Origin of the sequence: Chitinophaga skermanii (genome assembly GCF_003259335.1) — a bacterium.
Lineage (GTDB): Bacteria > Bacteroidota > Bacteroidia > Chitinophagales > Chitinophagaceae > Chitinophaga > Chitinophaga skermanii.
Genome location: NZ_QLLL01000011.1, coordinates 121,509 through 146,914 on the forward strand (window position 1 = coordinate 121,509; position 25,406 = coordinate 146,914).

The window sequence follows — 25,406 nt, forward strand, 5'->3', positions numbered from 1 at the left end:
ACTTGTTAGGTTTAAACTTACGGAAAAAAAATCGTCTCTACGGGGTAGAGACGACAAAAGTTTTTTTCAAATATGTTAATATTTTATTGTGCAGTTTTCTTATTTACAAGGAATCTTGCCCATACCATCACCATCAATAGCAACATACCCACAAACTGGTGCGCTAATGCGTAAGATAAAGGAATTTTCACTTTGCTATTCAAAAGGGTTAGTACGCCTAGTAATACTTGTAACAATACCATGGCAATGGTTAAGCTGCGCATTTTGTGTAAAGTACTGCCTGGTGCAATCTTTCCTGCTTTCACCCACCAAATAATAATCAATACCGTTAAAATGTAGGCCAGGCCACGGTGGATAAACTGGATGCTGATCATATTGTGGGTAATATCTTCCAAGAAACCACCTTGCGTGAACATGCCGGTAGGTACAATTTGACCGTTAATATCGGGCCAAGTAGTAGCAGCCAAAGCGGCGTGTAAGCCAGCCATGAAGGCGCCGTATGCTAATTGCACGGTAAGTATAGCAAGAATCCAGTTCGCGAGCTTTTTCAGGTTAGGGGCAAATTGGATTTGAATAGCAGGTGTGCTCAATTTTAATGCAAACCACATCGTGTATACAAGGCAAGAAAGTGCTGCAATGAAGTGGATGGCTAAGCGGATATGACTAACATACAAATCCTCGTCGTTAATACCACTTTTCACCATAATCCAACCAATAGCGCCCTGGAGGCCGCCTAAAAGGAAAAGCCCGATCATTGGGTTGATCATATCCTTTTTGAAGCGCTTGGTAACAACAAAATAGGTGAATGGAACGAAGAATACGATACCAATTAAGCGTCCCCAGTTACGGTGAAGCCATTCCCAGAAATAAATACCTTTAAAATCTTGTAAGGTAAAGTGGTTGTTGATGTATTTAAACTGCCCGATTTCTTTGTATTTATCAAAAGCAGCTTGCCAGTCGGCCTCGTTCATAGGAGGCAAAGCACCCAGCACGAGTTTCCACTCCGTGATAGATAAGCCCGAGCCGGTTAAGCGGGTGATACCGCCTAGCAGCACTTGCACAATAATCATGGCCACGCCTACAAATAGCCAAATAACAACGGGTCTGTTTTGCTTCAAATTGGTATCCATACTGGCGGCAAAATTAGGGTAGAAAAGCTGATTTAAGCTGAAGTTGATTAAAATCATGTTTTAGGCTGCATTTTGTGGTTTTAAGGGCATAAAAGGGGGCTTGGTGGGTATAGGGAAGGAATAGGGGTGAATAGTGTGCCCTATATGTGTGGAATATTGAAAGAACATTGGGATAACATTAGAAGAACATTGGAAGATATTATAAATAGCGCTGTGAAAACTAGCTATTGCCTCACTTTTGGGTACAATTCGTGCCCATTATGATCCCTTTGCGACAGAGCTGGGGTGCAGGGCGATTTCGTTCAAATCTGCCAACTTTGGTTACCCAACATGTAAAAAGATTTCTACAACTGGGGAGACAAAAGACGGAGGGGAGGTATGGATATATCCAGCATAAGTCCAATTCCGGGTAACTACTATTAAAGGCAGGTTAAAGTCTTTCAAAGGCAAGTCAAAGTCTTTCAAAGGGGCGTCAAAGGCTTTTCAAAGGGTTTTCAAAGGCTCGTCAAAGGGAAGTCAAAGGCTCGGCATATAAAATGTAACAAAAAAGCAGCCATTTACAGTACAAATTGGCCTCCTTGGGGGGCGATTTGTCATTTTGAATCTTTTCCAACAAAGTGACAGTATTCAAAAAATTGATGATACTAGGCGCGGGACATAAAAAACGTCTATCAAATAAAGCAGGTCGGTACCACTGGTTTCCTTAATTTTACCGGCACAAAAAGATTGTCGTTTGCTATTACCGTATTTTCAAGATAAGTATGTAGAAGCCGGATGCGATGAAGCCGGTCGTGGCTGCTTAGCAGGCCCTGTGTTTGCAGCGGCTGTTATTTTGCCACGCAATTTTTCGCACCCATTGTTAAATGATTCGAAACAATTAAAGGAGGAACATCGATTGGCTTTAAGGCCGGTGATTGAAAAAGAAGCTTTAGCATTCGCGGTAGCGAGCATCGACAATGTGGAAATTGATAAGATAAACATCCTGAAAGCTTCATTCAAGGCCATGCACGAGGCATTGGCACAATTGTTGATACAACCCGAATTAATACTGGTTGACGGCAACCGTTTTTACCCTTATGGAACTATACCACACGAATGTGTCGTAAAAGGCGATGGCAAATATGCATCAATAGCTGCCGCGTCCATATTGGCGAAGACCTACCGGGATGCCTATATGGAGCAACTCCACGAAGCACACCCGCAATATGGTTGGAACATTAACAAAGGATATCCCACACGTTTACACCGCGACGCAATTCGCGCACATGGCGATACCCCTTTACACCGCAAGTCGTTCCGACTGTTACCCGATCAACTTGAATTAGACTTTGAATAGGTTTAAAAACAATTGTAAAAGCCGTACATTGTTACCGGTTACAATGAGATTAGAACTATTCTTATTTATTAAGAGATTGATAGGAAGAAGCTATGTTAAAGCAGACACAACAACAGAAATTACTACAAAAGCTGTCGCCACAACAGATTCAACTAATGAAACTGTTGCAGGTTCCTACTGCTAATTTGGAAGAAAGAATCAAAGAAGAGTTAGAGGAAAACCCGGCATTGGAACATAGCGAAGATACTTACGACGATGACATGTCGAAGGAAAATGCCGACGAATTCGAATCATCGGAAGATGAATTTGAAATGGACGGTAGTGAAAGTGAATATGACAATATTGACATATCGGAGTACGTATCAGAAGGCGACGATGATATAGCTGATTATAAATTACGCGACGATAACTACGGCGATTCGGAAGAGAGTCGTACCATACCGGTGCGCGTGGAAACATCGTTCCACGATCACTTATTACAGCAATTGGGTATGTTGGCGTTAAACGACCGCGAACAACGCATTGCAGAACAAATTATTGGTAGTATTGATGATGATGGTTATTTGAGAAGAGAAGTGAGTGCGGTAGTGGATGATTTGTCATTCTCCCAAAACATCGATACAACGGAAGAAGAAGTAAAATCACTGATTAAAGTAATTCAAACTTTTGATCCGCCAGGTGTATGTTGTGCCGATTTACGCGAGTGCTTGTTATTACAATTAAAGCGCAAGCCTCAAGACGATCCCGGTGTACAAACAGCCACGCAAATACTCGACGAGTACTTCGAGGAGTTTACCAAGAAGCACTACGAGAAAATCCAAAAAGCATTGGGATTATCGGATGAGGATTTAAAAGAATCCATCACCCAAATTATCCGCCTTAATCCTAAACCAGGCGGTAATTACGTATCCCTCAACAAAGCCGAAAGCTACGTTATTCCCGATTTCTTCATACTTAACAACAACGGCAAATTAGAATTGTCGTTAAACGCGAAAAATGCACCAGACCTCCGCATCTCGGAAGGTTACCGCGAAATGTTGAAAGAGTACGACCGCGGGGATAAGAAAGATAAACGCCAGAAAGAAGCCGTTTTATTCATTAAGCAAAAGATAGACGCAGCAAAATGGTTCATCGATGCCATTAAGCAAAGGCAGCATACCTTGTTGTCGACCATGGAAGCGATTATGGATTACCAACGCGAGTTCTTCTTAACGGGCGATGAAACCACCATGAAGCCGATGATCTTAAAAGACATCGCAGACCTCACTCAACTCGATATTTCCACCGTAAGCCGCGTAGCGAACAGTAAATACGTGCAAACGGAGTTCGGGACCTTCAAATTAAAATTCTTCTTCTCAGAATCGTTATCGACCGATAGCGGTGAAGAGGTAAGTACACGCGAGGTGAAGAAAATCTTGTCGGACTTAATCGAAGGCGAAAACAAGCGCAAGCCTTTAAGCGATGAGAACTTGACCAAAATGTTGCAGGACAAGGGGTATAACATTGCCCGTAGAACTGTGGCGAAGTACCGTGAGCAATTGAACATCCCGGTGGCGCGTTTACGCAAGGCCTTGTAGGGGAGATTAATAAACATTGTGTAGTTTCGTGCACAAACAAGCAATTACGTGTTAGTAGAAGAAAATCAATTCATCGAGGCTCCGGGCCCGGCACCCATCGACTTTCCGCCCGCTTTACGAGGCGTGGCGCATGTGATTTCGTATATCTGTCATCCTTTATTTTTACCCTTATTAGTAACAGCATTGTGCGTGAATGCCTTGCCGGAGGAGTTTGTATTCTTCCGCGAGCAGAGCATCATGTTTGCGTACGATACATTATTAATAAGAGTGGGGGCGATCACGATTTTATTCCCGATGTTGGTGGTGTTACTGGGTAGGGCGCTGGGTTTTGTAGGTTCTATATATATGAAGTCGCAGCGCGATAGGATTATCCCGTACGTGGCGAGCGTGATCTTTTATTTTTGGGCGTTTTATACGTTTAAGAAAGAGGGGGAGGCGCCGGCGTTTTACGTGTCGTTCTTCTTGGGGATCTTTTTGTCGGTGGTATTTAGCTTGGTTGCCAATAACTTCTTGAAAATCAGCATGCATACTGTTGGATGGGGAGGCATGATTGGGTTTTTCACCGTATTAATGTGGGGAATGGGCATGAACGTGGCGGTGCCATTGGCCTTGATATTTGTATTATCGGGTTTGGTAGCTACGGCGCGCTTGATTTTGAATGCGCATACCCCGGCGGAAGTGTATATTGGATTTATTGGGGGGATATTAATGCAATGGATTGCGTTCGGGATATTGGGGTAGGAAGAAGAAAAAAGGAATTTAAAATATAGGAAAGGGGCCGTCGCTACGCATGTAGAGGCGGCCTTTTTGGGTTTTACATAAAAAAATAAAAAAAATATTTCGGCGCGCACGTTCAGTGCGTACCGGGATACGATCTTTGTACTGTTGATTGCAACGAAGCAGTCAAAAGGGTGGATGCTAGTAAAATTAGTAATATTTGAAAATTGCTAAAAAATTTAGGAAAATATCAGAATTAAGTTTTACCTTAGCATCACCATTAGATTTGAAAAAACTATACTAAACAAACAAACACTAAAGATTATGTCTAACGCGAATGCAGATAAATTGAAGGCGCTTCGCCTTACGATGGATAAAATCGAGAAAGATTTTGGTAAGGGTTCGGTGATGATGATGGGTGAGAAGGGTGTAGAGCCTATGGAAGTTATTTCTACCGGGTCTTTAGGATTGGACATAGCATTAGGTATTGGTGGTTTTCCGAAGGGTAGGATCATTGAGATCTACGGCCCGGAATCTTCTGGTAAAACAACGGTAGCCATTCATACGATTGCTGAAGCGCAGAAAAAAGGTGGTATTTGTGCCATCATCGATGCTGAGCATGCTTTTGATAGTTCTTATGCGCAGCGTTTGGGAGTGGATGTTGATTCGTTATTGATTTCGCAGCCTGACCATGGTGAGCAAGCATTGGAAATTGCGGATCGTTTGATCTTGTCTGGTGCTGTTGATGTGGTGGTGATTGACTCTGTAGCGGCTTTGGTGCCGAAGGGTGAGTTGGAAGGTGAAATGGGTGATAGCAAAATGGGTTTACAAGCTCGTTTGATGTCACAAGCATTACGTAAGTTAACAGCTACGATTGCTAAGACGAACTGTTGCTGTATTTTCATCAACCAGTTACGTGAGAAGATTGGTGTGATGTTCGGTAACCCAGAAACAACTACAGGTGGTAACGCCTTGAAGTTCTACGCGTCTGTTCGTTTGGATATTCGTCGTATGAGTCAAATTAAAGATGGCGATGAAGCGGTAGGTAACCGTGTAAAAGTAAAAGTTGTAAAGAATAAGGTGGCGCCACCATTCCGCCAAGCGGAGTTTGATATCATCTATGGTTTAGGTGTATCTAAGGTAGGCGAGCTGATTGATATGGGTGTTGAATTCGGTATTGTTCAAAAAAGCGGTAGCTGGTTCAGTTATGAAAGTAACAAATTGGGCCAAGGTCGTGATGCTGTAAAGCAATTGTTGTTGGACAACCCGGAAGTAGCAGCAGAAATCGAAAACAAAATCAAAGCGAAGTTAGCAGAACAAGCGGCTGCAACGGCGTAATGCTAGTGTGATCGAGGGGGGAAGTAATTCTCTCTATAAATGATACGATCTTTCTTATAATGATAAAGGAATGTTTAGTTGAGTAGCCGTTGGGTTGCTTAACTAAACATCTACCAAAGCATCGTATAGCTTCAAGCGGTGTATGTAAGAGCACTTATTGAAGATGGAAGTATGATGGAAAGCATCCATACCCAGTTACCCCTTTCTACATAAAATTTAATACATCAATTTTCGGGAGTCATCGCCTTGTTCGCGTGCATCTGTTTGCATGCTAGGCTACGCTTTGCCTTCAGAAAAATAATTCTTTAACAGCGTTTTATAAACGTTTGTTTGGGTTAGTTTAGTTTATAGGTTCGTTTTCTAGCGAACCTTTTTAAAATTAACAGTATTTACCTCCATATAAATATTTGTTTGGGTTAGTTCTAGCAAAGAAAACGCGCATTATCCAATGCGCGTTTTTATTAGTTCGCAGAAATGTTGTTTGAAGCATATTAAGTAACTTATACTATCAGTTTAATCCCAAATTTTCTTTGAAAATGAATCGAGTGATTGATTTCGTAAAGAAGAATGAATCGAAATGCCTATGGTTTATAGTAACGTTTACTGGGGGTATTTTACCAATTCTAATTAGGTTAGCCCTATCCATAGATCTAAATATTAATGCTTTTGATATAAAAGACTTTTTATTTGCAGCCTTAGCGTTTAATATCGCTAATTTTAACCTGGTGACTAGTAAAAAGCTGCCACTGAAAATAGTACTATGTGTTGGATCTGCAATGGTAATCGCTTTTATTGGTATTATATTAGGCGTTTTCTACGCTTATGAAAATAATAGCCTGGGTACAAGATTCTATTCTTTGAATACATTATCAGTATTACTATTTATAGGATCTGCTTATATGAGTTATTATGCGAATAAAATTGTCTTCAGTAAATAAGAGATTATGAACGATACAACACTACTTATACTTACTATACTGGCAGTAATAGCAACCATTATTACTTGGGGAACTGGTATATATTTAAGAAGCCAATTAAAGAAAACAGAGAAAGAAATTGTACTCGAGACCATTGACTTTGAAGTACAATTATTTGAAGATGTTTCTGTAAAAAAAGAAAACATCCTATTACGTAAAAAAGTAAGAGAACGTAAAGAGTATGAAATTGATAGTACGAATACAGGTATTCAATATGAATATCTAAGTAGTATTTAATGCTAATCGCAAATCTCAATAATAGTGCAAGAAAACATTAACTTCAAGATATTGGATATTCATCTTAATAACCATTTGATAAATGTTCCAGAAGATTTTCAAATTAGCAAGGAAAGACTAAAATTCTCATTTGGGAATGAGATTAGTATTAATTCCTCAGAATCAACGCTCACCACAAACATTACATACAAGTTTTTTCAAGGCGATCTAGAATTATTTATGATGCAAGTGAGAAACAAGTTTGCTGTTAAGGAGCTCTCTTTACTATTTTCTGATGGGAAAATCATTGATTATGATATTCTTAACTACTTAGTTTCATTGTCTGTTGATCACGCCCGTGGCATACAGTCCACATTAACTAAAGGGTACCCCATTGAAAGATTATACATTCCTGCTATTCCAGACGAACTTATAACGAAACACACTATTCAAGCCACAATATAACTTAGAAGGATCACTTAAAAAATGAAAGCCTCCCCCAACAAGCAACCATTTCCCCCAAAATCTGTTAACCTAAGAAAGCAATCAATCCATGCATCAATTCACACTCACGTTCGATCACGATAACAAACATTTTCTCGTACTCGTTACGCCAACTCCACATCATTACCATGCCGTCATCGATGAAGACCATGAAGTAACTTTCACCAAGAAAGAGGATGGATCTCTGGATGTTGCCGATAGTAAACTAATCGAAAATCCATTGGCAACGGCTATTGCTACACGCATCTTGGAATATGTGAATGCCAATACCCGCGACGAGTCATTTACCAGCACACCCTGAGTTATAAGAGAATTGGAATACCTACCAGTGGGTATTCATGGACCCGCAACTTATCCATAATTTGCCGGCGTATTTCCCTATTATGATAAAGCGGCTACTACAGACCTGGATATGGATGCTTTTATTGGCAATCATTATCCCGGTGAAGACTTATTCCCAAACAGCTCCCTCGTTCTTTGTGCTGGAAGATACCTCCCGGAATTTAACAGCCACGCAAGCATGGGCAGCATACAAGAGCGGGCAATTTAAGCCGCTACCGGGGGCTTTTATTAACCCTGGATTCACTTCCTCCGATTATTGGGTAGTACTACAAATGCCAGGCATAACCGCTAGCAACGATTCCGTGTTGGTGGTAGATAATGCCCATATCAACGAATTACTGTGGTACAGTGTACAACACGATAGCCTTATACTACAAAGTACTACCGGCGATTTCCACCCGTTTTCACAGCGCCCCATTATTCACAATACTTTTGCTTTTCCCCTGCAACCCGCTACCGGGTTATACCTGCTGAAAATTGATAAACACTTCGAGTCTCTACAAGCACCGATGTTCCTCGTAAGCAGGGAAACATTGGCTACGCAAGCGGCACAGGAAGCGTTAGTGAACGGGTTATTAACGGGTATATTACTGTTGATTGTATTATTCGGTGTGTTTTTGTTTATTACAACGAAGGACAAAGTTTATGGCTGGTACGCTATTTACGTGTGTATTATGATGCTGTGGATTTTATCGAATAAAGGCATTGGGTTCCGTTACCTATGGCCGAATTCCGAGTTTTTCCCCAGCCGTTCCCGCGCGGTATTCGCCATCTTCAACATCATCTTCTCCATACAATTCTTACAATCATTCTTACAACAATCCCGTAGCAGCAAGTTCTTCAAGCCATTGAAGGTGCTTCAATTCGCTAGCATCGCCGTGGTGCTCGTTATGTTAGCGCCTATTGATTATACAGCTTTCGGCATGTACTCGTCTTATGTACAACGCTCTATGTCGGTGTTTACATTAATAATGGTGGTATTAGCAATGGGAAGCTTGATAGAAAGAATTATACAAGGCTACAAACCGGCACTGTTCTACCTAGTAGCGAACGTGGTATTGCTCGTGTTTGCTACAATGGAAAGCTTATACCATCTAGGAAAGGTGAGTTTACCTTTCTTGCTTGCGCACTTCGGGGTGTTTATAGGTTGTGTTATTGAAATGGTGATTATTATGTTTGGATTAACAACACGCTTCAATAGTTATCGCCGCGAAAGGGAAAACCTATTGGTGCAAATGAATGAACAACAAAAAGCACTCACGGAAACAATTATCACAGTGCAAGAGAAGGAGCGAAAGGAATTGGCCGACCAGCTGCACGATGAAATTGGATCGATGTTGTCGTTAGCAAGCTTAAACCTAAGCGCTGTGCAAGAAAGTAAGCAGTTGAACGTGCTGGAGAAGAATGAAAAACTTGTGTCTACAGCAGGTATTGTACAACAAATTACCAAAACTATTCGCAATATTAGTCACCAGTTAACACCCGTGGCGATTGAGAAATATGGGTTTAAGCACGCGGTGGAAGATTGGGTGATGATGGCAAATGCCTCTGGGAAAATTAATATAGAGTTAGTGATTGTAGGTTTTGAAAAACATCAATACAGTACTAACTTTCAGCACACGATTTATAGGATTATACAAGAGCTGTTACAGAACATTTTCAAGCATGCTGCCGCGGAAAACGTGATTTTACAGTTGATAGAACACGAAGATTTGATTACTATTATGGTGGAAGATAATGGAGTAGGCATCGATCAAACCCAAAGAAAGCAAAGCGGCCCGGGATTTTTGCGCAGCATCTATGCTAAAGTAAACTACCTCCAAGGCACAATGGAAGCAGAAAGTAGCGAAGGACAAGGTACCCTTATTAATATCGAAATTCCCATCCATCATTCATAAATCATCCAAAAAGAGAAGAAGAATATGCAAAGCCGCATCATTATAGCTGATGATCACCAACTGTTAATAGATGGACTGATGGCCGTTCTTCGTGAAGAAGGCGCCTGGGAAATATTAGAACCGGTGAACAACGGGATGCAATTACTCGATCGTTTAGCAAACACCCCGGTAGATCTCGTGCTACTGGATTTAAATATGCCACAGCTCGACGGCATAAAAACCCTCGGCCATTTAAAGCGCGAATTTCCCCAGGTGAAAATTCTCGTGATTACGAACTACAACCAGCCGCAACTGATGATGTCGGTAGAAGAACTAGGGGCTGATGGCTATATGTTGAAAAGTACATCGGCCACGGAATTGAAAAGCGCAATCCGTAAAATTCTACAAGGCGAGAAAATTTTCACACCGCTGCAAGAAGAACAAATCCCTATCGCATCTTACTTCCTCGACGATTTCATGAAGAAATATCAACTCACGAAACGGGAAGTTGAAATCATTAAAATGATCAGCAGCGAGTTTACGTCGAAAGAAATTGGGCAACAATTATTCATCAGTGAATTCACGGTGAATACGCATCGTAAGAACATTATGCGTAAGCTGGAAGTGAAGAACATGGCGGGTTTGATGAATTTTGCCCGGGTACATGGACTGTGCTAATCTCCCCACAAAATTAGGCTATGTTGTAGGTGCTATAAATACCGCGAACTGGGTATTTATAGGCGCTTGCAGGCGAAATATACCAACTATTAAGTATTGGTACAGGCTGGCTGCATGGGTATTTTCGCCCTGTTTAACCAACGGAAATTTAACAAGGTTAAGTATGGATGGAGGCCTCTACTGTGTAGGGGCTTCTTGATTATCATAAGAATATTTCGAGTGCAGAAGCAATCACTCGGATGCGTGTAAAAAGCCGTCTCTACTACTGGAGATGGCTTTTTTTTGCGAAAGATGAACAACAAGTCAAAGAGCTTACAGGTCTGTTACTTGAAGGTAAGCAGGGTGCGTGAAGTAAAAAAGCGGCGTGCCGGAAAGTGCCGGTTTTGACCGGTTTTGACCGGTTTATGCCGCTTTATGCCGGAAAATGCCGGAAAGTGCCGTTTTCTGCCGGTTTTTGCCGGAAAATGCCGGTTTTAGATGTGAATAACTTGGAAAGTACTGCGCTGAACCCCAGGTTTTACAAGGTGCATGTCGGCAAAATGTCGACAAAAGGCTTACTAAGTGTCGACAAACACTGGGGGTTTGTCGGTGAAATGTCGGAGAAGAGTCGGAGAGTTGTCGGTGAAGGGCTTACTTTTACTGGGTTTGTTTCGGTAAAGCTTTGATTATAAATTGATTTTATAGAAGATCGGTAAAATGGAAGGGGGATACTGGGAAAAGAGGGTTGTATTTGAGATGATTAGAGAGAATAGATGTAAGTACCTAAAGGGTTTGCATAAAAAAGCTCCTGGTCATCCAGGAGCTTTGTATAATTATTTTCTTTTATCAAAGTCGGGATCAATGTCCAAACCATCGAAATCGGATAAATCGATATTGTCGTAATCAATGTCTTCATCATCATCGTCGTCACGGTCGTTGATGTCTCGATCGTTTTCATCCTCTTCGAAATCTTCGTCATCGAAATCAAGTTCATCATCGTAATTGATTTCGCCGGTAGGTGCCATGGCATAGAATTCTTCGTCGAATACGGTTTTAAGCGTATGTGAATTTTCTTCTGCCACGATGGCTTCCCAGATCTTATCTTTTAGTTCGGATAAGCCTTGGTTGAGAACTGAAGAGATAAAGATCAATGGTACATCTTGCGGCAATTCGGCCCTGATGGCTTCTTTGAGTTCATCGTCGAGCATATCGCTTTTACTAACGGCGATGAGGTATTGTTTATCCAGTAATTCTGGGTTGTACTGTTGTAATTCATTCGCCAATATGCGGAACTCTTTCATGTGATCGTCGCTATCGGCTGGGATCACGAAAAGTAGTACAGAGTTTCGTTCGATATGGCGTAAGAAGCGGTGACCGAGGCCACGGCCTTCGTGGGCGCCTTCGATAATACCTGGTAAATCGGCCATACAGAACGAGCGGTTATCGCGGTATTCTACGATGCCGAGTTGTGGTGTAAGCGTGGTGAATGCGTAATTGGCGATTTTGGGTTTTGCTGCCGTGATGGTAGATAAAAGGGTTGACTTACCCGCGTTAGGGAAGCCCACTAAACCTACGTCAGCCAAGATTTTTAGTTCAATACGCTTCCAGCCTTCGATGCCTGGCATACCGGGTTGTGCATATTCCGGTGTTTGATTGGTAGCACTTTTGAAATAAGCGTTACCTCTACCACCTTGGCCACCTGGCATCCAAATAATCTCCTGGCCATCGTGTAAGATTTCAGCTTCCACTTCGCCTGTTTCTTCGTCGCGGGCAATTGTACCCAATGGTACTTCTATAATCACATCTTTACCAAAAGAGCCAGAGCTGTTATTACCGCTACCGCTGGTGCCATTTTCGGCAATCACGTTTTTGTACCAACGTAAGTGAAGGAGGGTCCACAATTGTCGATTACCCCTGAGAATGACGTGGCCACCACGACCGCCATCACCACCATCGGGGCCGGCTTGGGCATTGAATTTTGTGCGCATGAAGTGCATACTTCCGGCGCCGCCCTTGCCCGATTTGGCGTAAATACGAATATAATCTACAAAGTTCCCTTTCTCCATGTTTGATACAGAATATAAAAATAAAACGCAAAGATCGGAAAGTTTAAGCAGTTACGTGCTTATTTCCCGCTCTTTGCGTTTTAACAAGTATGGTAATATGCCCGGAAATATAAGCCGGGTATATGTTTTACGTAAAATTAGAGATTAAACTCTTTCTGAAACCAGCTCGTCAATCTCTTTGCTCAGCAATTCAAAAGTGCTGTCAACAGTACCGTCGCCTTTCACTTTCTTGAATTTGCCGAATTTACCGTAATGATCCGCTACTGGCGCCGTTTTGTTGTGATACTCAACGATACGTGCTTTTACCACACCTTCGTTTGCATCATCGGTACGACCAGAAGTCAAACCACGGTTTAATAACCTGCGCACTAATTCATCTTCAGGAACTTCCAATGATAACACCATTGAAATAGCTGTTTTCTTTAATGCGAGTAATTTATCTAAAGCTTCTGCTTGCGCTGTTGTACGTGGAAAACCATCGAAAATAAAGCCTTTCGCCTCAGGATTAGCATCCAATTTAGTGCTAATCATACCAATCACAACTTCATCTGGTACCAATGCACCTTGATCGATGAATTTCTTTGCTTCCAAACCCAAAGGAGTCTTTTCCGCTATTTCTGCACGCAATAAATCGCCAGTCGACAAGTGCAGTAAACCGTACTTGTCAATAATGTTAGCGCTTTGAGTGCCTTTACCACTGCCCGGAGGGCCAAATAATATAAGATTGACCATGTGTTATTTTACTAAAACATACATTGCGTAGATTGCAAATATAACAAACAATTGAATGTATTGGTAATTAAAATTAAGATTGCTAAAAAAAAACCAACAAAAGGTTGGATTTTATAAATATAATTCAAAAACTAAAGTGAAAACGTAGAACTTATTAAATATAAGCTTTAATTTCCAAGGAAACAAGACCTTAGTATAAGGATTTGGCATAATACATGAACGGTTATATAATGGTGTCGTATCTTACTAGTTCTAACTCAAAACTTTGTATGTTTAAGCTATGATGAAGTATTTACTGGTAATAGGATTTGCCGGGATACTCTTTTCGAGCGCAGCCAACCACGTTAGCGCACCACCTTCAAGGAAAGGACAAGGAGACCCGCAGAAGAAACAATTGACGCAGAAAAAGCAGCAGCAACAGAAAAAAGTTGATCCAGCCCAACGCTGGGCCGATAGCGTATTTAATACCCTCACACCCGACGAACGTATAGCACAGTTGATCATGATCCGTGTACATTCCAATTTAGGACAGGACCATGTGAATGCTGTAATTAAAGATATTAAAGAGAACAAAGTAGGCGGTATGGTTACCTTCCAAGGTGGCCCTGGCCGCCAGGCTAACTTGGTAAACTACTATCAATCCATCTCTAAAGTGCCGATGTTAGTAGCTGTTGATGGCGAGTGGGGATTAGGTATGCGTTTAGATAGTGTAATCAGCTTCCCGCGTAACTTAATGCTAGGCGCTATTCAAGATAGTACGTTGATTTACGAAATAGGTAAAGCTATTGGTAAACAATGTATTCGTCAAGGTATCCAGTACAACTTTGCTCCTGTAGTGGATGTGAATAACAACCCGCAAAACCCTGTTATCAACGATCGTTCATTCGGTGAAGATAAATACCAGGTTGCCCGTTTAGGTGTAGCCATGGTAAAGGGTATGCAAGACCAAGGTATTATGGCCTGTGCTAAGCACTTCCCTGGACACGGCGATACGGATGTTGATTCTCATGCAGAATTACCAACCATTAGTAAGAGCTTAGCGGAGTTAGATTCGTTAGAGTTGTACCCTTTCCAAAGGGTGATCGACGCAGGTGTTGCTTCGGTTATGATTGCGCATTTGAATGTACCGGCGATTGATCCAAGTTCTAAGAAGCCGACGTCGATTTCGTATGAAACAGTAACGAACTTGTTGCAGAAGAAAATGGGCTTCGATGGCATTATTGTAACGGATGCTTTGGAAATGAAAGGTATTTCCAACTACTATAAAAACGGGAACGAATCGTTGATGTCGTTATTAGCCGGTAACGATTTAATGGAATTACCTTCCACCTCGAAAGGTAGTATTGAAGCGATTAAAGAGGCGATTAAGAAAGGTGTGATTTCGCGTGAAGAAGTGAATCGCCGGGTGAAAAAAGTGTTGATAGCGAAATACAAGGTAGGTTTAGCGAATTGGAAACCCATCGATCCGAATAACATCGTTAACGACCTTAACCAAGATGTGATGCCGCTTCGCCAAAGAATTTCCGAGGAGGCCATCACCCTTTTAAAAAACGATAACCGCCTTATTCCATTCTCTGCTACTACAACCAACCGTAAAACGGCTGTTATTGCTGTAGGTGCCGATGGTACCAATACTTTCGTGCAAGCAGTAAAAGGGATTAACCCGAATGTGGATTCATATATTTTCACGTCGAACCAAGGCGAGAGCCAAATCCCGGCCATTGTTCAACGCCTAAAAAATAACTACCAAAACATCATCATCAGCGTACACAATTACAGTCGTCGACCAGCTAGGAACTACGGCTTAAGCAATGCACAACGTATGTTGGTTAACCAATTGCAGCATGAAATGCCTGCTGCCGTGGTAATGTTTGGTAATCCTTACGCGATGCGTTACTTCTGCGATGCCAACACAATGGTGGCTGCTTATGAAGATGATAGCACTACACACCGCGTAGCTGCCGAAATTATATTCGGTCGCCTCCGTGCGAAAGGTAAATTACCGGTAACCGTTTGCGAGAACTATCACTTTGGTGATGGTATTGTATCGGCTGAAATTACGCCTGCGCATTTGGCTACTGTAACGCCGGAATCAGTAGGTATGAATAGTAAAATCTTAGCGCGTATCGATTCATTGGCGGGCGATATGATGGCAAAAGGTGCTGCGCCAGGTTGCCAAGTATTGGCGATGAAAGATGGCAAAATTGTGTATAATAAATCGCTGGGGTATTACGATTACAGTCGTACCGAACGAGTTACCAGCGATGCTATTTATGATTTAGCTTCTGTAACAAAAGTATGTGCTACTACGGTATCTATTATGCGTTTGTATGATGAGGGCAAGATTAACTTGGATGGTACACTCGGTGATTATTTACCTTGGGTGCGCGGTTCGAATAAAGCGGGTTTGAAGATCCGGGATATTCTTTTACACCAAGCCGGCCTGGTAGCGTACATCCCGTTCTATAAAGATGTACTAATGGCCAACGGTTATCCCGATACAGCTTTATTCCGCCAGGAACAAGATTCAGCACATACGCTGCGCGTAGCAGAAAATATGTACATGGTGCCCAGTTATGTAGACACGATGTACAAGAAAATCCTCGATAGCAAACTCGGTCCTTCTAATAACTATGTATACAGCGATAATGATTTTATTTTCTTAGGAAAGATTGTAGAGCAGTTAAGTGGTAAAACATTAGACCGTTATGCGAAAGATAATTTCTACACTCCTTTGGGTATGTATACGACAGGCTTTCAACCAAGAGAACGTTTTGGTGTAGAGCAGTTAGTGCCTACTGAAAGGGAACATACTTTCCGTATTCAATGGATACGTGGCGATGTACATGATCCGGGTGCGGCGATGTTTGGCGGTGTTTCAGGTCATGCAGGCTTGTTTTCCAATGCGCACGATTTAGCCATTATGATGCAGATGTTATTGAACGGGGGGAACTTCAACAGTGTGAAATACATTAAGCCGTCTACCATCGAATTGTTTAATCAATACCAAAGTAAGGTGAGCAGGAGAGGTTATGGATTTGATAAGCCGGAGAAAGATAATGCATCGAGAAAGGAGCCTTATCCATGTAAGAGTGCTTCTCCGCAAACATTTGGACATACCGGCTTTACGGGTACTTGTGTTTGGGTAGATCCGAAATATAACCTTGTATTTATATTCTTGAGTAATAGGGTATGCCCGAACGGGGAGAATAATAGGTTATTGCAACTAAATGTGCGTGGCAAAATGATGCAAACATTATACGACGCCATGGGTATTTAACAACTACTACGATTCTTATAAATAATTAGCCCTGCACTTGCATTGATCCGCTTGTGCAGGGCTAATTATTTATTGGTGTTAACAAATGATGGCAGAAGTTCTGCTAATGTTCTTTACTTAGTCGATAGATACAAAGCGTTGTACTTCGGTTTTCGTTTTGATGTCGATTGCCTTTTGGATTTTTTGTTTACCACTGATCACAGAGATCATGTAAGCACCATCTTCCAACGATTGAAAGTTGTAACGTGTTACGAAGGTAGAACTTGCGTTCACAGTTTCGCGGTGAAGCGTGTTGTTTTGGGCATCGCGGATAATGATCGTAGCCTTATCAGTAGTAGGGTTGTCGATCGATACACGGAACAATAAATCGCCTGTTTTTTCTTGCGTGATGTTAACACGCATGTTGTTGCGAGGTGCTTCGCTGCTGGATGTCGTAAACGGTGTAGTGTTGTAAGCGAGGGTGTGTGGCTCATCAACCTGAGCGCTAACGGTCATGGAGGAAATGGCTAAAATTGCAGCTAATGCTACAGTGATAATTTTTTTGGGTCCTAAAACAATAATCTGTTTCATGGTTTTGTGTTTTTAATGTTTTTTTATGAAAGTTTTCTATCAGTAATGGCGGTAACTCATGATACCTTTCATTCATTATGACACCGCAAAGCTCCACTCGCAAAGTTACCAGGATATTAAGCCCGGGTTAAGGAAATGTAATATCGTGTTAACGTTTTTATAAAGCGCGCCCCAATTTTTGGTAAAAGAAGTATCAATAAATGGTGGGTGGTTAGGGGAAAATGTGGCCTGTTCGTTTGATTTTTAGTACATTCATGTATGCTAATTAGGTAAATGTGTACCTTTATACAGCCAACTTGCAAATATGCCGGGTAAAATGTAGTAGTATGGTTGTCGTAATATTACAATACCGCCAAGTGGATAACACCTACCATTTCACCGTTGGCCAACATTATAACAGAAGAATTATATATCATCCCCCAAACAGATTTTGGTACACTTAACACCACAATTATGAAGATTACACTGTTATTGCTCTCACTGTTCGCTTATGCTAGCTCACAAGCTCAAAAACATTACATGCTGGATGCAGATACAGCTTTCACCACTTTATCAAAAATAGATGTTGCCGATGCTGCACAGAACCAAAAGGCTTCGATCTATAACTTTTCACTGAAAAAGAAAGCCCGCGAGGCATTCGCCACAGATAATTATTTAATTAGCATCCTGTACATTCCGAACGCCAATACAGCGCCGGTATCTATGAATGATGCAACTAGTTTTACAGAATTCGTACATTCTTTGCCTAAGTCTAGTGAAGGATTGAGCTTAGATATTATGACCTTCACCGCTCATACGCCCCACAACTTTATCGTGGATTCAGTAATGGCTATTAAAGAACATGGTCAAACTACGGTGTTGAAAGGTACCATTATTGCGAAGGTGTATTTATTGAAGCCATACTACCAAGCGATTAACTTACAATCTAACAGTTACATCATCAACGTAAAAGCAAAAAAAACAAAGCTGACGTATGAGAATGGCTTACCGATGTTGGTAGACCGTGTTATGGATATGGACTACACGAATAAATTATACTTAATTGAATTCGCGGATAACAAATACCATTTCTTCAAAAACGGCAAGGTATGCCGCGATTGTTTTTATGGAGATAAAGCAGAAGAATTCATCTTCGAACCTACGAAAGGCATTACTTCATTGAAGTGCTATTTGCCCAAAATTTCTAGCTTCCAATTGCTAGGAGAGAAGCGTAACGATGCGCCTGTACGAACTTATATGAATGCCGACGCTTATTATCAATTCAAATAATTGTTATATCAAATAATTTGCAACATCCCGCTCTTGATTATTCGAGAACGGGATGTTGTTTTTAGTATTAATTTAGTTGGATGAAGAAGTTATACCCAATAGCAGCCTTAATTCTATTCACAGCATGTGGCGGGGGAAGTAAAACCCCTCAGCAAGATTCAACACAAGTAACCGCTTCAAATTCTTCGAACACTGCTGCTCAAGCAGCACAAACAGTGCAAAATGCAGGCGCCGGTGATGATAATTTAAGCGAGTCGGTTAATACCCGGGAAACAATTGATATTGATTTGGATGGTGATGGGCGGCCAGATAAGCTCTCCGATATATTATATAGTAAGCAGCAAGAAGCGATATGGCCGGGTTACCCTGCAGGAATGGATTACGAAATGCTCGATTCTATTACATGGGAAAACCAAATATTCACTTACTACGTGAGTAATATAGCAGGTGCAGACACATTGAAATTCGCGTTAGCACCCAGTTATGGTAGTTTCTATTTCAGGAATATTGGCGATTTAAATGACGACGGCCGTGAAGAAGTAGGCGTGATAGCGAACTACATGGCACCTTCGAACTTGAATACTTTCTATGTATTCACTTTAACGGCCGACAAGAAATGGCAAGAGTTACATTCATTCGGCATTAATAAGATGTTGAATATGGAAGATGAATTATTAGGAAAGGGGGTGCTTTTTATCAAGAAAACAGGCCCTAAACAAGCGAAATATGCTTTTTATAACCAAAAGGAAGATATATTCGAAATTGATACCGCTACCATTACGTTTAAATAAACAATTGATAATAAACATAATAAGCCCGTTTCTACCATGTAGTTACGGGTTTTTTATTGGATGAAAATGTTCGCTTTTGAGAAAAACTGTCCGGAATTGAAAATGCTTGTTTTTTGAAACCCGGTTATCCGCAGGATGGTTTGTAAGGTAGCTAGGTAAGATGTGGACATACAAAATGGCTGTAATTGTTGGCAGTATTGGGGTTGAAAGGTATTCGCAGCAGTGTTCGTTTTGTACGAAAACGTACGAATGGGCGGGATTGATTGGCCTTCCGTCCACTAATAACTATTCACTTTAAGGGGGTAAAAAGGTGTTCTACATTTGTTTCAACAAACGAAAACACATCAAAAACATTTATAAAAATTACTATCATGAAAAAGTTAATCACCCTTATCGTATTTGCCTTGTTTTGCTTATCTACACAAGCATTCGCTGGTGTTGAAACCGTTGTAAGCGCTAAATTTTCTAATGCTCTTCGTGCATCTTTTGGCGAGGTGAAAAATGTGAGATGGTTTAAAGATGAAAAGAAAAATTATACAGCGAAGTTCGAAATGAAAGATAACCAAGTTACAGCGATCTATAACAATGCCGGCGAATTGCTTTCTACAAGCCGTATCATCAGCGATGCACAATTGCCTTTACCCTTGATTCAACAGTTGATGAAATCTTATCCTGACCAATCATTTTATGCAGTTGTAGAACATAGCACAAGAGCGGGCATACAGTACTTCATTACCTTGGAAGGAGCGAATACATGGACGGTGTTGAAAGTTTCGTCAGAAGGTATTGTAGTGCCTATGGAAAAACTAGTGAAAAGCTAATGGCCTTTTTTCTCTATAGCAAACGAAAAAGCCTCTACCGCGGTAGAGGCTTTTCTATGTAAGGAACTGTCAAATATTATTTAAACAACTCTTTGAAATCGTTTTTGAATTCTTTCCATTCATCGTCGGTTTTCTTCAATAATTGGTTTGTTTTTTCTTTTGTTTTATCCCACGTTTCTGCTGTGCTGGATTTTACTTCGTCGAGTTCTTTATTCAAATCTTCTTTTAGCACAGCTAGCTTTTTTTGGGTTTCTTTACTTTTCTCGGAAGCATCTTTCTTTAATGTTTCCATTTTTTCGTCTACTTCTTTGATGCGTTGGTTAAGCGATTCTTCGGCAGCTTTCTTTTCTGCAGCTAAGTAATCGCCGGTTTCTTCGGTCGTTTTTTGTGCAGCATCTTTTAATTGTGCATTCGCAGCGTCGAGTGAATCTTTGGCTGCTTCTGTATTCGCAGAATTATTACAAGCCATCATTGCTGCAGCGCCGAAAATGAAAAGGTATTTGTACATATCGATCGATTTTGATGAATAATATTTTAGGGGATAGTTTGCAAAATGTGCGCCAAGGTATTCGATTACTTCGTAACCGCCTTGAAACTAGCTACGGTAGTATCGCCTTTTAAGAGGTGAAGACCGGCATCGTCGAGTTTATAATGATTGATGGAGTTGATGGCGGTAATGAATTTATCTTCTAGACCTTGTTCGGGGCAAGTCATGCGTGTGCTCACCATTTGTGTGAAACTCAGTTGGTTATCTTGTTTCGTATAACCACCGTTGATGATATTGCATCCACTAAAGCCGTGAACACGTTGTTCTGTACCGTTAAACTCCAGGAAAAGGTCTTTTCCGCTGGTAGGGATACTTACAGCTTCGTTATTGAGTGAAACGAGTTGCCAGTGAATATCTTCGATAATAGCAGCTTGGGGTATGTTACTAGAGTCGGCCGTAGCGGCAGGAACATTAGACAAGCTGGTGTCTTCACGGTTGGTAGATGCACTATTATTGCAGGCTAAAAAAATAGTGCTTACGCATACGAAATAGAAAACGAGTAATTTTTTCATATCACGGATTTGTTGAAGGTGTTTGTAAACAATTATTTATAACAGGATGTGTAATTAATTGTTTGGCTTTTAATGCATTAATAAATTTCTAAATGTGATGGAAAGTATGGAATAATGGGGTTTTATCAATTGCGATTCGACTAAAAAACAGTAGGTTTGGTGCTCTTATTACAAAATCTAACTTTTTATGAAGAAAAAACTACTAGTACTCGTATTACTATTGGTGGTGAAAATGGCCCGCGCCGACGAAGGGATGTGGTTGCCATATATTCTCGGCCAAGAAGTATATGCTAACATGGTGAAAAAAGGTTTGAAACTCACCAAGGAGCAATTGTACAGCATTAACAAAGCATCTATCAAAGACGCGATCATCATTTTTGGTGGCGGTTGTACAGGTGAGATTGTGAGTAACCAAGGTTTGATTTTCACGAATCACCACTGTGGTTACGGTGCGATTGCGAGTGCAAGTTCTGTAGAACATAACTATTTACGTGATGGTTTCTATGCGAAGAACCAAGCGGAAGAAATCCCGTCTAAAGGTTTAAGCGTACAATTCTTAGTAAAAGTAGAAGACGTGTCGGCTGAATTAATGCCTGCTTTGAAAGATTTAAAAGGCGCAGAATACACGAAGAAATTACAAGAATTATCTGCACCTATCGTTAAAAAAGCAACAGAAGGTACCGGCTACGAAGCACGCGTATTCCCTATGTTCAAAGGCAACCAATTCTTATTATTTGTGTACGAACGTTATACAGATATCCGTTTAGTAGGTACACCTCCAGAAAGCGTTGGTAAGTATGGTGGCGATACCGATAACTGGGAATGGCCTCGTCATACAGGCGATTTCTCTGTTTTCCGTGTATATGCGAACAAAGAAAACAAGCCTGCTGAATTCAGCAAAGAAAACGTTCCATTAAAACCAAAACACTTCTTACCAGTTTCTATCAAAGGAGTAAAAGAGAATGATTACGCAATGATCTTCGGTTATCCTGGTGGTACGAACCGCTACGAAACCTCTTACGGCGTAAAATTGAAAACTTCTATCGATAACCCGTCAACAGTTAATTTACGTGACGTGCGTTTGAAAGCGATGTTTGAAGAAATGAAGAAAGATCCAGCTGTTAAATTGCAATTGGCGTCATCTTACGCAGGTATTGCTAACTACTGGAAATTCTTCGATGGCGAAAGCAAACAATTGTTGAAATACAAAGTATTCGAAGAGAAACAAAAAGAAGAAGCTGCTTTCACTGCTTGGGCAAAAGGTAAACCTGAATTTGAAAATCTTTTCGCTGAATACGCGAAAATTTATGCTGCTTGGGAACCATACGCTAAAGAACGTGTATACTTAACAGAAGGTATCCTTGGCTCTCCATTAGCAAACTACGCCTCAAGCTTAGCTGCTTTAGAAGATGCGATCTTGAAAAAATTACCGGCCGACGCTATGGCAAAAACTATTGCTACTGCCGATGCTGCTCGTACGAACTTCTTAGCAAATGAAAACAAACCGAGCGATTTGAAAATCCTCGCCGCTACTTTGCACATGTTCTACAACGATGTTCCAAAAGATCAACAACCTGCAGGTTTCTTCGATAAGTTGAAGGCTGCTTACGGCGACCTTAACGACGATAAAACATACAAAACATACGCAGCATACGTTTTTGCGAACACGATGATTTTTGATGATGCTAAATGGAATGCATTCAAGTCAAATCCCGACGCTGTTACATTACAAAATGATCCTGCATACAGCTATGCTGCATCTTTCGTGAAAAATTATGTAGGCAGATATTTACCTTTATATAACCAATTCGTAATCGCGAATAACGACTTAGGTCGCCGCTACTTAGAGGGTGTAATCAAACAAGCGCCTAATAAAAGCCGTTACCCAGATGCAAATTTCACCATGCGTTTGTCTTACGGTCAAGTGAAATCATACGAACCGCGTGATGCTGTTCACTACGACTATGTAACAACCATGAGCGGTGTAATGGAGAAATACGTTCCGGGTGATTACGAATTTGATTTACCGGCTAAATTGATCGAATTGTACAACAAGAAAGATTTCGGTCAATATAAAGATGCACGTAAAAATGACCTCGTTGTAGGTTTCATTACTACCAACGACATTACAGGTGGTAACTCTGGTTCTCCTGTTATCAATGGCAACGGCGAATTAATCGGCTTGGCATTCGATGGTAACTACGAAGCATTAAGTCACAAAATTCAATTCGATCCTGTATTCAACCGTACTATCTGTGTGGATGTGCGTTATGTATTATGGTGTATTGATAAATTGGGTGGCGCGCCAAACATCATCAACGAATTAAAGATCGTTAAATAGTTTTTTCTCAGCCAGTAATAAATATTACGAGAAAACAAGCCCTGTTGCGTCTGCAGCGGGGCTTCTTTATTTCCCCTCGGCCGAACGCCACTTCCATAAATACCTACAAGCATAAGAGCGGTAAGGCGCCCACTTTTCAGAGAGCTTCAGCAGTTTTATTTTCAAGGCTTTTTTATCGGTAGGATCGAGCTTGTATAGTTTGATCATGGCTTGTTGCAAACTGTAATCGCCCAGCGAGAAAACATCTTCTCTTCCCAGGTGGAACATCAATAACATTTCAACCGACCATTGGCCTACGCCTTTAATTTGCGTGAGGTAAGTGAGAATTTCTTCGTTGGAAAGTTGATGTAGTTTTTCGTCGGACAAATCTTCGGTTTCTGCAAAGCGCGCAACGTTGTGTACATAACTTACTTTGGCATTCGATAGCCCAATCGCGCGTAATGTTTCGGTAGGTGTGCTTAGTACCTGTGTTGCGCTGGGGTGCTTACCATTGTAAAGCTGTAGGAACCTGGCATATATTACCTCGGCGACTTTAACCGATAGCTGTTGGCTCATAATGCTATTCATTAATAACAGCATAATATTCACCTTCGGCTGAATGGGGGGCAAATGATCGATCATGATCTTTTGCAATTTTTTATCTTTTGCAAGATGTGCGAAGTGTAAGTGTGGAACTTGGGGAGTAGGCATAAAAAAAATTGAGCCGTGATAGAATTTCCTGTATTCAAGTTCCGAAGAATTCTACAGAAAACACTGTACCCGGCTCAATTTTTTTAGTAGTTGAAAGGCTGCACGTACAATACTTGTAACAAGGTTTGTCCTACTGCTTTCAAGGTATTTTTATCAATTACATCCATGTTGTCTTTTGTAGTGTGCCAATGTGGTAGGAAGTTGGCGTTCGATTGGAAGGCGATCACGTCAAAAGTGGGAATTTTAGCAATAGTGTTCACGTACAGGTGGTCGTCGGTGGTGCCGGCGCCGATATCGTCGTACGGGAAATAGCTACTGAAGCCAACGGTGTTGCCGGCATTCCAGAAGTTCATCATTTGCCTGTTAGCATATTGTTTCGATACAGCTTCCATGAAGAAACGGGCTCCTTTGGCGCCCACCATATCTAAACCAATCCCGTAGTTGGCTGTGTAACCCGGAATGTGAGGATTCTTTGCCCAATACTGTGTTCCTAAACAGAAGGTATTATCGTCCTTGGTATCACCGTAATCTTCTACATCATTCAGTAGAATGTCGACCCCGATTCCTGGGTTTTTCGCCTTCATCTGCCTAGCAGCTTCCATGGCTACGGCTACACCGCTGCCGCCATCATCGGCGCCATCGATCTTTGCTGTAGGGTTAGCTTTTTCTTCATCGGCAAAAGGACGGGTATCCCAATGCGCCACCAGCAAAATTCTTTGCTTAGCCGCTGGGTTGAAGCTGGCAATGATGTTGATACACGGTACATTTTTGCCACCGGGAACAGTTACCGTTGTTTTCTGCATATACACCGTATCGGCGTACGATTTCATTTTCGCGATTAACCAATCGGCGCACTTTTGTTGTGCGGGCGTGCCTGGGATACGTGGGCCGAAGGCTACTTGCTTGGCCACATAATCGTATGCGCTATCGGCATCGAAGGTGGGTGCTGTAACTGTTGGCGTAGCGGGTACGTTTGCTGTGTCTGTTGAAGATGGTTTGTTATTGGAGGAGTTATTACATGCTGCTGCGAGTGCCACTAAGCCTACCAATAACCAGCGTTTTTGTAACATGTGTTATAAAATTTTTCGCTCTACCCGGTGTGGATAGAGCGAATGA

The 25,406-nt window shown here is 41.4% G+C and carries 24 protein-coding genes; 16 read left to right on the forward strand and 8 right to left on the reverse strand.

The features are described 5' to 3' along the window. Window positions 1-83: 83 nt before the first annotated feature. Window positions 84-1,187, reverse strand: a complete 1,104-nt coding sequence (locus tag LX64_RS23290) for a COX15/CtaA family protein (RefSeq protein ID WP_245952798.1) — start codon at window positions 1,185-1,187, stop codon at window positions 84-86. 676 nt (window positions 1,188-1,863) lie between these two features. Here LX64_RS23290 and LX64_RS23295 point away from each other — a divergent pair. The 11 genes from LX64_RS23295 to LX64_RS23345 all read left to right on the forward strand — a co-directional run bounded on the left by LX64_RS23295 (window position 1,864) and on the right by LX64_RS23345 (window position 11,357). Further along, entirely contained in the window at window positions 1,864-2,466 is a 603-nt protein-coding gene (locus LX64_RS23295) for a ribonuclease HII (RefSeq protein WP_111600104.1), read from the forward strand. Between the two features lie 92 nt (window positions 2,467-2,558). Next, a complete protein-coding gene (rpoN, locus tag LX64_RS23300) occupies window positions 2,559-4,043 on the forward strand; it encodes an RNA polymerase factor sigma-54 (RefSeq protein ID WP_111600105.1) in 1,485 nt (494 codons plus the stop codon). A gap of 48 nt (window positions 4,044-4,091) precedes the next feature. Further along, window positions 4,092-4,784, forward strand: a complete 693-nt coding sequence (locus LX64_RS23305) for a hypothetical protein (RefSeq protein WP_111600106.1) — start codon at window positions 4,092-4,094, stop codon at window positions 4,782-4,784. A gap of 300 nt (window positions 4,785-5,084) precedes the next feature. After that, window positions 5,085-6,098, forward strand: coding sequence for a recombinase RecA (gene recA, locus LX64_RS23310; protein WP_111600107.1), 1,014 nt, complete (start codon window positions 5,085-5,087; stop codon window positions 6,096-6,098). A gap of 536 nt (window positions 6,099-6,634) precedes the next feature. Next, window positions 6,635-7,036: a hypothetical protein gene (locus tag LX64_RS23315; RefSeq protein WP_111600108.1), complete on the forward strand. Its 402-nt coding sequence runs from the start codon at window positions 6,635-6,637 to the stop codon at window positions 7,034-7,036. A gap of 6 nt (window positions 7,037-7,042) precedes the next feature. After that, a complete protein-coding gene (locus tag LX64_RS23320; RefSeq protein ID WP_111600109.1) occupies window positions 7,043-7,312 on the forward strand; it encodes a hypothetical protein in 270 nt (89 codons plus the stop codon). Window positions 7,313-7,336: 24 nt separating this feature from the next. Next, window positions 7,337-7,756 carry a hypothetical protein gene (locus tag LX64_RS23325; protein ID WP_111600110.1) on the forward strand — a complete coding sequence of 140 codons (420 nt, stop codon included), beginning with the start codon at window positions 7,337-7,339 and terminating at the stop codon, window positions 7,754-7,756. Window positions 7,757-7,844: 88 nt separating this feature from the next. Further along, window positions 7,845-8,096: a hypothetical protein gene (locus LX64_RS23330; RefSeq protein ID WP_111600111.1), complete on the forward strand. Its 252-nt coding sequence runs from the start codon at window positions 7,845-7,847 to the stop codon at window positions 8,094-8,096. 115 nt (window positions 8,097-8,211) lie between these two features. Continuing rightward, a complete protein-coding gene (locus LX64_RS23335; RefSeq protein WP_158538722.1) occupies window positions 8,212-10,035 on the forward strand; it encodes a sensor histidine kinase in 1,824 nt (607 codons plus the stop codon). Window positions 10,036-10,059: 24 nt separating this feature from the next. Then, window positions 10,060-10,692: a response regulator gene (locus LX64_RS23340; protein ID WP_111600113.1), complete on the forward strand. Its 633-nt coding sequence runs from the start codon at window positions 10,060-10,062 to the stop codon at window positions 10,690-10,692. Between the two features lie 383 nt (window positions 10,693-11,075). After that, window positions 11,076-11,357 carry a hypothetical protein gene (locus LX64_RS23345; RefSeq protein WP_148707434.1) on the forward strand — a complete coding sequence of 94 codons (282 nt, stop codon included), beginning with the start codon at window positions 11,076-11,078 and terminating at the stop codon, window positions 11,355-11,357. A 147-nt stretch (window positions 11,358-11,504) separates the two neighbouring features. Here the strand turns inward: LX64_RS23345 and obgE are convergent, their stop codons facing one another. Both obgE and LX64_RS23355 read right to left on the reverse strand, forming a co-directional pair. Next, entirely contained in the window at window positions 11,505-12,737 is a 1,233-nt protein-coding gene (gene obgE, locus LX64_RS23350; protein WP_111600115.1) for a GTPase ObgE, read from the reverse strand. Window positions 12,738-12,881: 144 nt separating this feature from the next. Then, window positions 12,882-13,469 carry an adenylate kinase gene (locus LX64_RS23355; protein WP_111600116.1) on the reverse strand — a complete coding sequence of 196 codons (588 nt, stop codon included), beginning with the start codon at window positions 13,467-13,469 and terminating at the stop codon, window positions 12,882-12,884. A 280-nt stretch (window positions 13,470-13,749) separates the two neighbouring features. On the opposite strand from LX64_RS23355, the gene LX64_RS23360 reads away from it, so the two are divergent. Then, the gene (locus LX64_RS23360; protein WP_111600117.1) at window positions 13,750-16,749 is read left to right on the forward strand and encodes a glycoside hydrolase family 3 N-terminal domain-containing protein; all 3,000 of its coding nucleotides are present in this window, start codon (window positions 13,750-13,752) and stop codon (window positions 16,747-16,749) included. 117 nt (window positions 16,750-16,866) lie between these two features. Here LX64_RS23360 and LX64_RS23365 read toward each other — a convergent pair whose 3' ends face one another. Then, window positions 16,867-17,319 (reverse strand): hypothetical protein, encoded by a 453-nt coding sequence (locus LX64_RS23365; protein WP_111600118.1) that lies wholly within the window; start codon window positions 17,317-17,319, stop codon window positions 16,867-16,869. A gap of 453 nt (window positions 17,320-17,772) precedes the next feature. On the opposite strand from LX64_RS23365, the gene LX64_RS23370 reads away from it, so the two are divergent. From LX64_RS23370 to LX64_RS23380, 3 genes are all read left to right on the forward strand, one after another. Continuing rightward, window positions 17,773-18,588, forward strand: a complete 816-nt coding sequence (locus tag LX64_RS23370; RefSeq protein WP_148707435.1) for a hypothetical protein — start codon at window positions 17,773-17,775, stop codon at window positions 18,586-18,588. A gap of 80 nt (window positions 18,589-18,668) precedes the next feature. Further along, entirely contained in the window at window positions 18,669-19,379 is a 711-nt protein-coding gene (locus LX64_RS23375) for a hypothetical protein (RefSeq protein WP_111600120.1), read from the forward strand. Window positions 19,380-19,750: 371 nt separating this feature from the next. Further along, entirely contained in the window at window positions 19,751-20,200 is a 450-nt protein-coding gene (locus LX64_RS23380) for a hypothetical protein (RefSeq protein ID WP_111600121.1), read from the forward strand. Window positions 20,201-20,276: 76 nt separating this feature from the next. Here the strand turns inward: LX64_RS23380 and LX64_RS23385 are convergent, their stop codons facing one another. Both LX64_RS23385 and LX64_RS23390 read right to left on the reverse strand, forming a co-directional pair. After that, window positions 20,277-20,708, reverse strand: coding sequence for a hypothetical protein (locus LX64_RS23385; RefSeq protein WP_111600122.1), 432 nt, complete (start codon window positions 20,706-20,708; stop codon window positions 20,277-20,279). A gap of 65 nt (window positions 20,709-20,773) precedes the next feature. After that, window positions 20,774-21,259: an META domain-containing protein gene (locus LX64_RS23390; protein ID WP_111600123.1), complete on the reverse strand. Its 486-nt coding sequence runs from the start codon at window positions 21,257-21,259 to the stop codon at window positions 20,774-20,776. A gap of 187 nt (window positions 21,260-21,446) precedes the next feature. On the opposite strand from LX64_RS23390, the gene LX64_RS23395 reads away from it, so the two are divergent. Then, window positions 21,447-23,600 carry a S46 family peptidase gene (locus LX64_RS23395; protein WP_111600124.1) on the forward strand — a complete coding sequence of 718 codons (2,154 nt, stop codon included), beginning with the start codon at window positions 21,447-21,449 and terminating at the stop codon, window positions 23,598-23,600. 66 nt (window positions 23,601-23,666) lie between these two features. Here LX64_RS23395 and LX64_RS23400 read toward each other — a convergent pair whose 3' ends face one another. Then, the gene (locus LX64_RS23400) at window positions 23,667-24,290 is read right to left on the reverse strand and encodes a DNA-3-methyladenine glycosylase family protein (RefSeq protein WP_111600125.1); all 624 of its coding nucleotides are present in this window, start codon (window positions 24,288-24,290) and stop codon (window positions 23,667-23,669) included. Window positions 24,291-24,373: 83 nt separating this feature from the next. Then, window positions 24,374-25,360, reverse strand: coding sequence for a M28 family peptidase (locus LX64_RS23405; protein WP_111600126.1), 987 nt, complete (start codon window positions 25,358-25,360; stop codon window positions 24,374-24,376). Window positions 25,361-25,406 lie beyond the last annotated feature (46 nt).

Excerpts from the sequence above, each read along its gene's own strand:
- LX64_RS23290 (WP_245952798.1), bottom strand. The coding sequence starts at position 1,187 with ATGATTTTAATCAACTTCAGCTTAAATCAGCTTTTCTACCCTAATTTT.
- rpoN (WP_111600105.1), top strand. The coding sequence starts at position 2,559 with ATGTTAAAGCAGACACAACAACAGAAATTACTACAAAAGCTGTCGCCA.
- recA (WP_111600107.1), top strand. The coding sequence starts at position 5,085 with ATGTCTAACGCGAATGCAGATAAATTGAAGGCGCTTCGCCTTACGATG.
- LX64_RS23315 (WP_111600108.1), top strand. The coding sequence starts at position 6,635 with ATGAATCGAGTGATTGATTTCGTAAAGAAGAATGAATCGAAATGCCTA.
- LX64_RS23320 (WP_111600109.1), top strand. The coding sequence starts at position 7,043 with ATGAACGATACAACACTACTTATACTTACTATACTGGCAGTAATAGCA.
- LX64_RS23330 (WP_111600111.1), top strand. The coding sequence starts at position 7,845 with ATGCATCAATTCACACTCACGTTCGATCACGATAACAAACATTTTCTC.
- LX64_RS23335 (WP_158538722.1), top strand. The coding sequence starts at position 8,212 with ATGCTTTTATTGGCAATCATTATCCCGGTGAAGACTTATTCCCAAACA.
- LX64_RS23340 (WP_111600113.1), top strand. The coding sequence starts at position 10,060 with ATGCAAAGCCGCATCATTATAGCTGATGATCACCAACTGTTAATAGAT.
- obgE (WP_111600115.1), bottom strand. The coding sequence starts at position 12,737 with ATGGAGAAAGGGAACTTTGTAGATTATATTCGTATTTACGCCAAATCG.
- LX64_RS23355 (WP_111600116.1), bottom strand. The coding sequence starts at position 13,469 with ATGGTCAATCTTATATTATTTGGCCCTCCGGGCAGTGGTAAAGGCACT.
- LX64_RS23360 (WP_111600117.1), top strand. The coding sequence starts at position 13,750 with ATGATGAAGTATTTACTGGTAATAGGATTTGCCGGGATACTCTTTTCG.
- LX64_RS23365 (WP_111600118.1), bottom strand. The coding sequence starts at position 17,319 with ATGAAACAGATTATTGTTTTAGGACCCAAAAAAATTATCACTGTAGCA.
- LX64_RS23370 (WP_148707435.1), top strand. The coding sequence starts at position 17,773 with ATGAAGATTACACTGTTATTGCTCTCACTGTTCGCTTATGCTAGCTCA.
- LX64_RS23375 (WP_111600120.1), top strand. The coding sequence starts at position 18,669 with ATGAAGAAGTTATACCCAATAGCAGCCTTAATTCTATTCACAGCATGT.
- LX64_RS23380 (WP_111600121.1), top strand. The coding sequence starts at position 19,751 with ATGAAAAAGTTAATCACCCTTATCGTATTTGCCTTGTTTTGCTTATCT.
- LX64_RS23385 (WP_111600122.1), bottom strand. The coding sequence starts at position 20,708 with ATGTACAAATACCTTTTCATTTTCGGCGCTGCAGCAATGATGGCTTGT.
- LX64_RS23390 (WP_111600123.1), bottom strand. The coding sequence starts at position 21,259 with ATGAAAAAATTACTCGTTTTCTATTTCGTATGCGTAAGCACTATTTTT.
- LX64_RS23395 (WP_111600124.1), top strand. The coding sequence starts at position 21,447 with ATGAAGAAAAAACTACTAGTACTCGTATTACTATTGGTGGTGAAAATG.
- LX64_RS23400 (WP_111600125.1), bottom strand. The coding sequence starts at position 24,290 with ATGCCTACTCCCCAAGTTCCACACTTACACTTCGCACATCTTGCAAAA.
- LX64_RS23405 (WP_111600126.1), bottom strand. The coding sequence starts at position 25,360 with ATGTTACAAAAACGCTGGTTATTGGTAGGCTTAGTGGCACTCGCAGCA.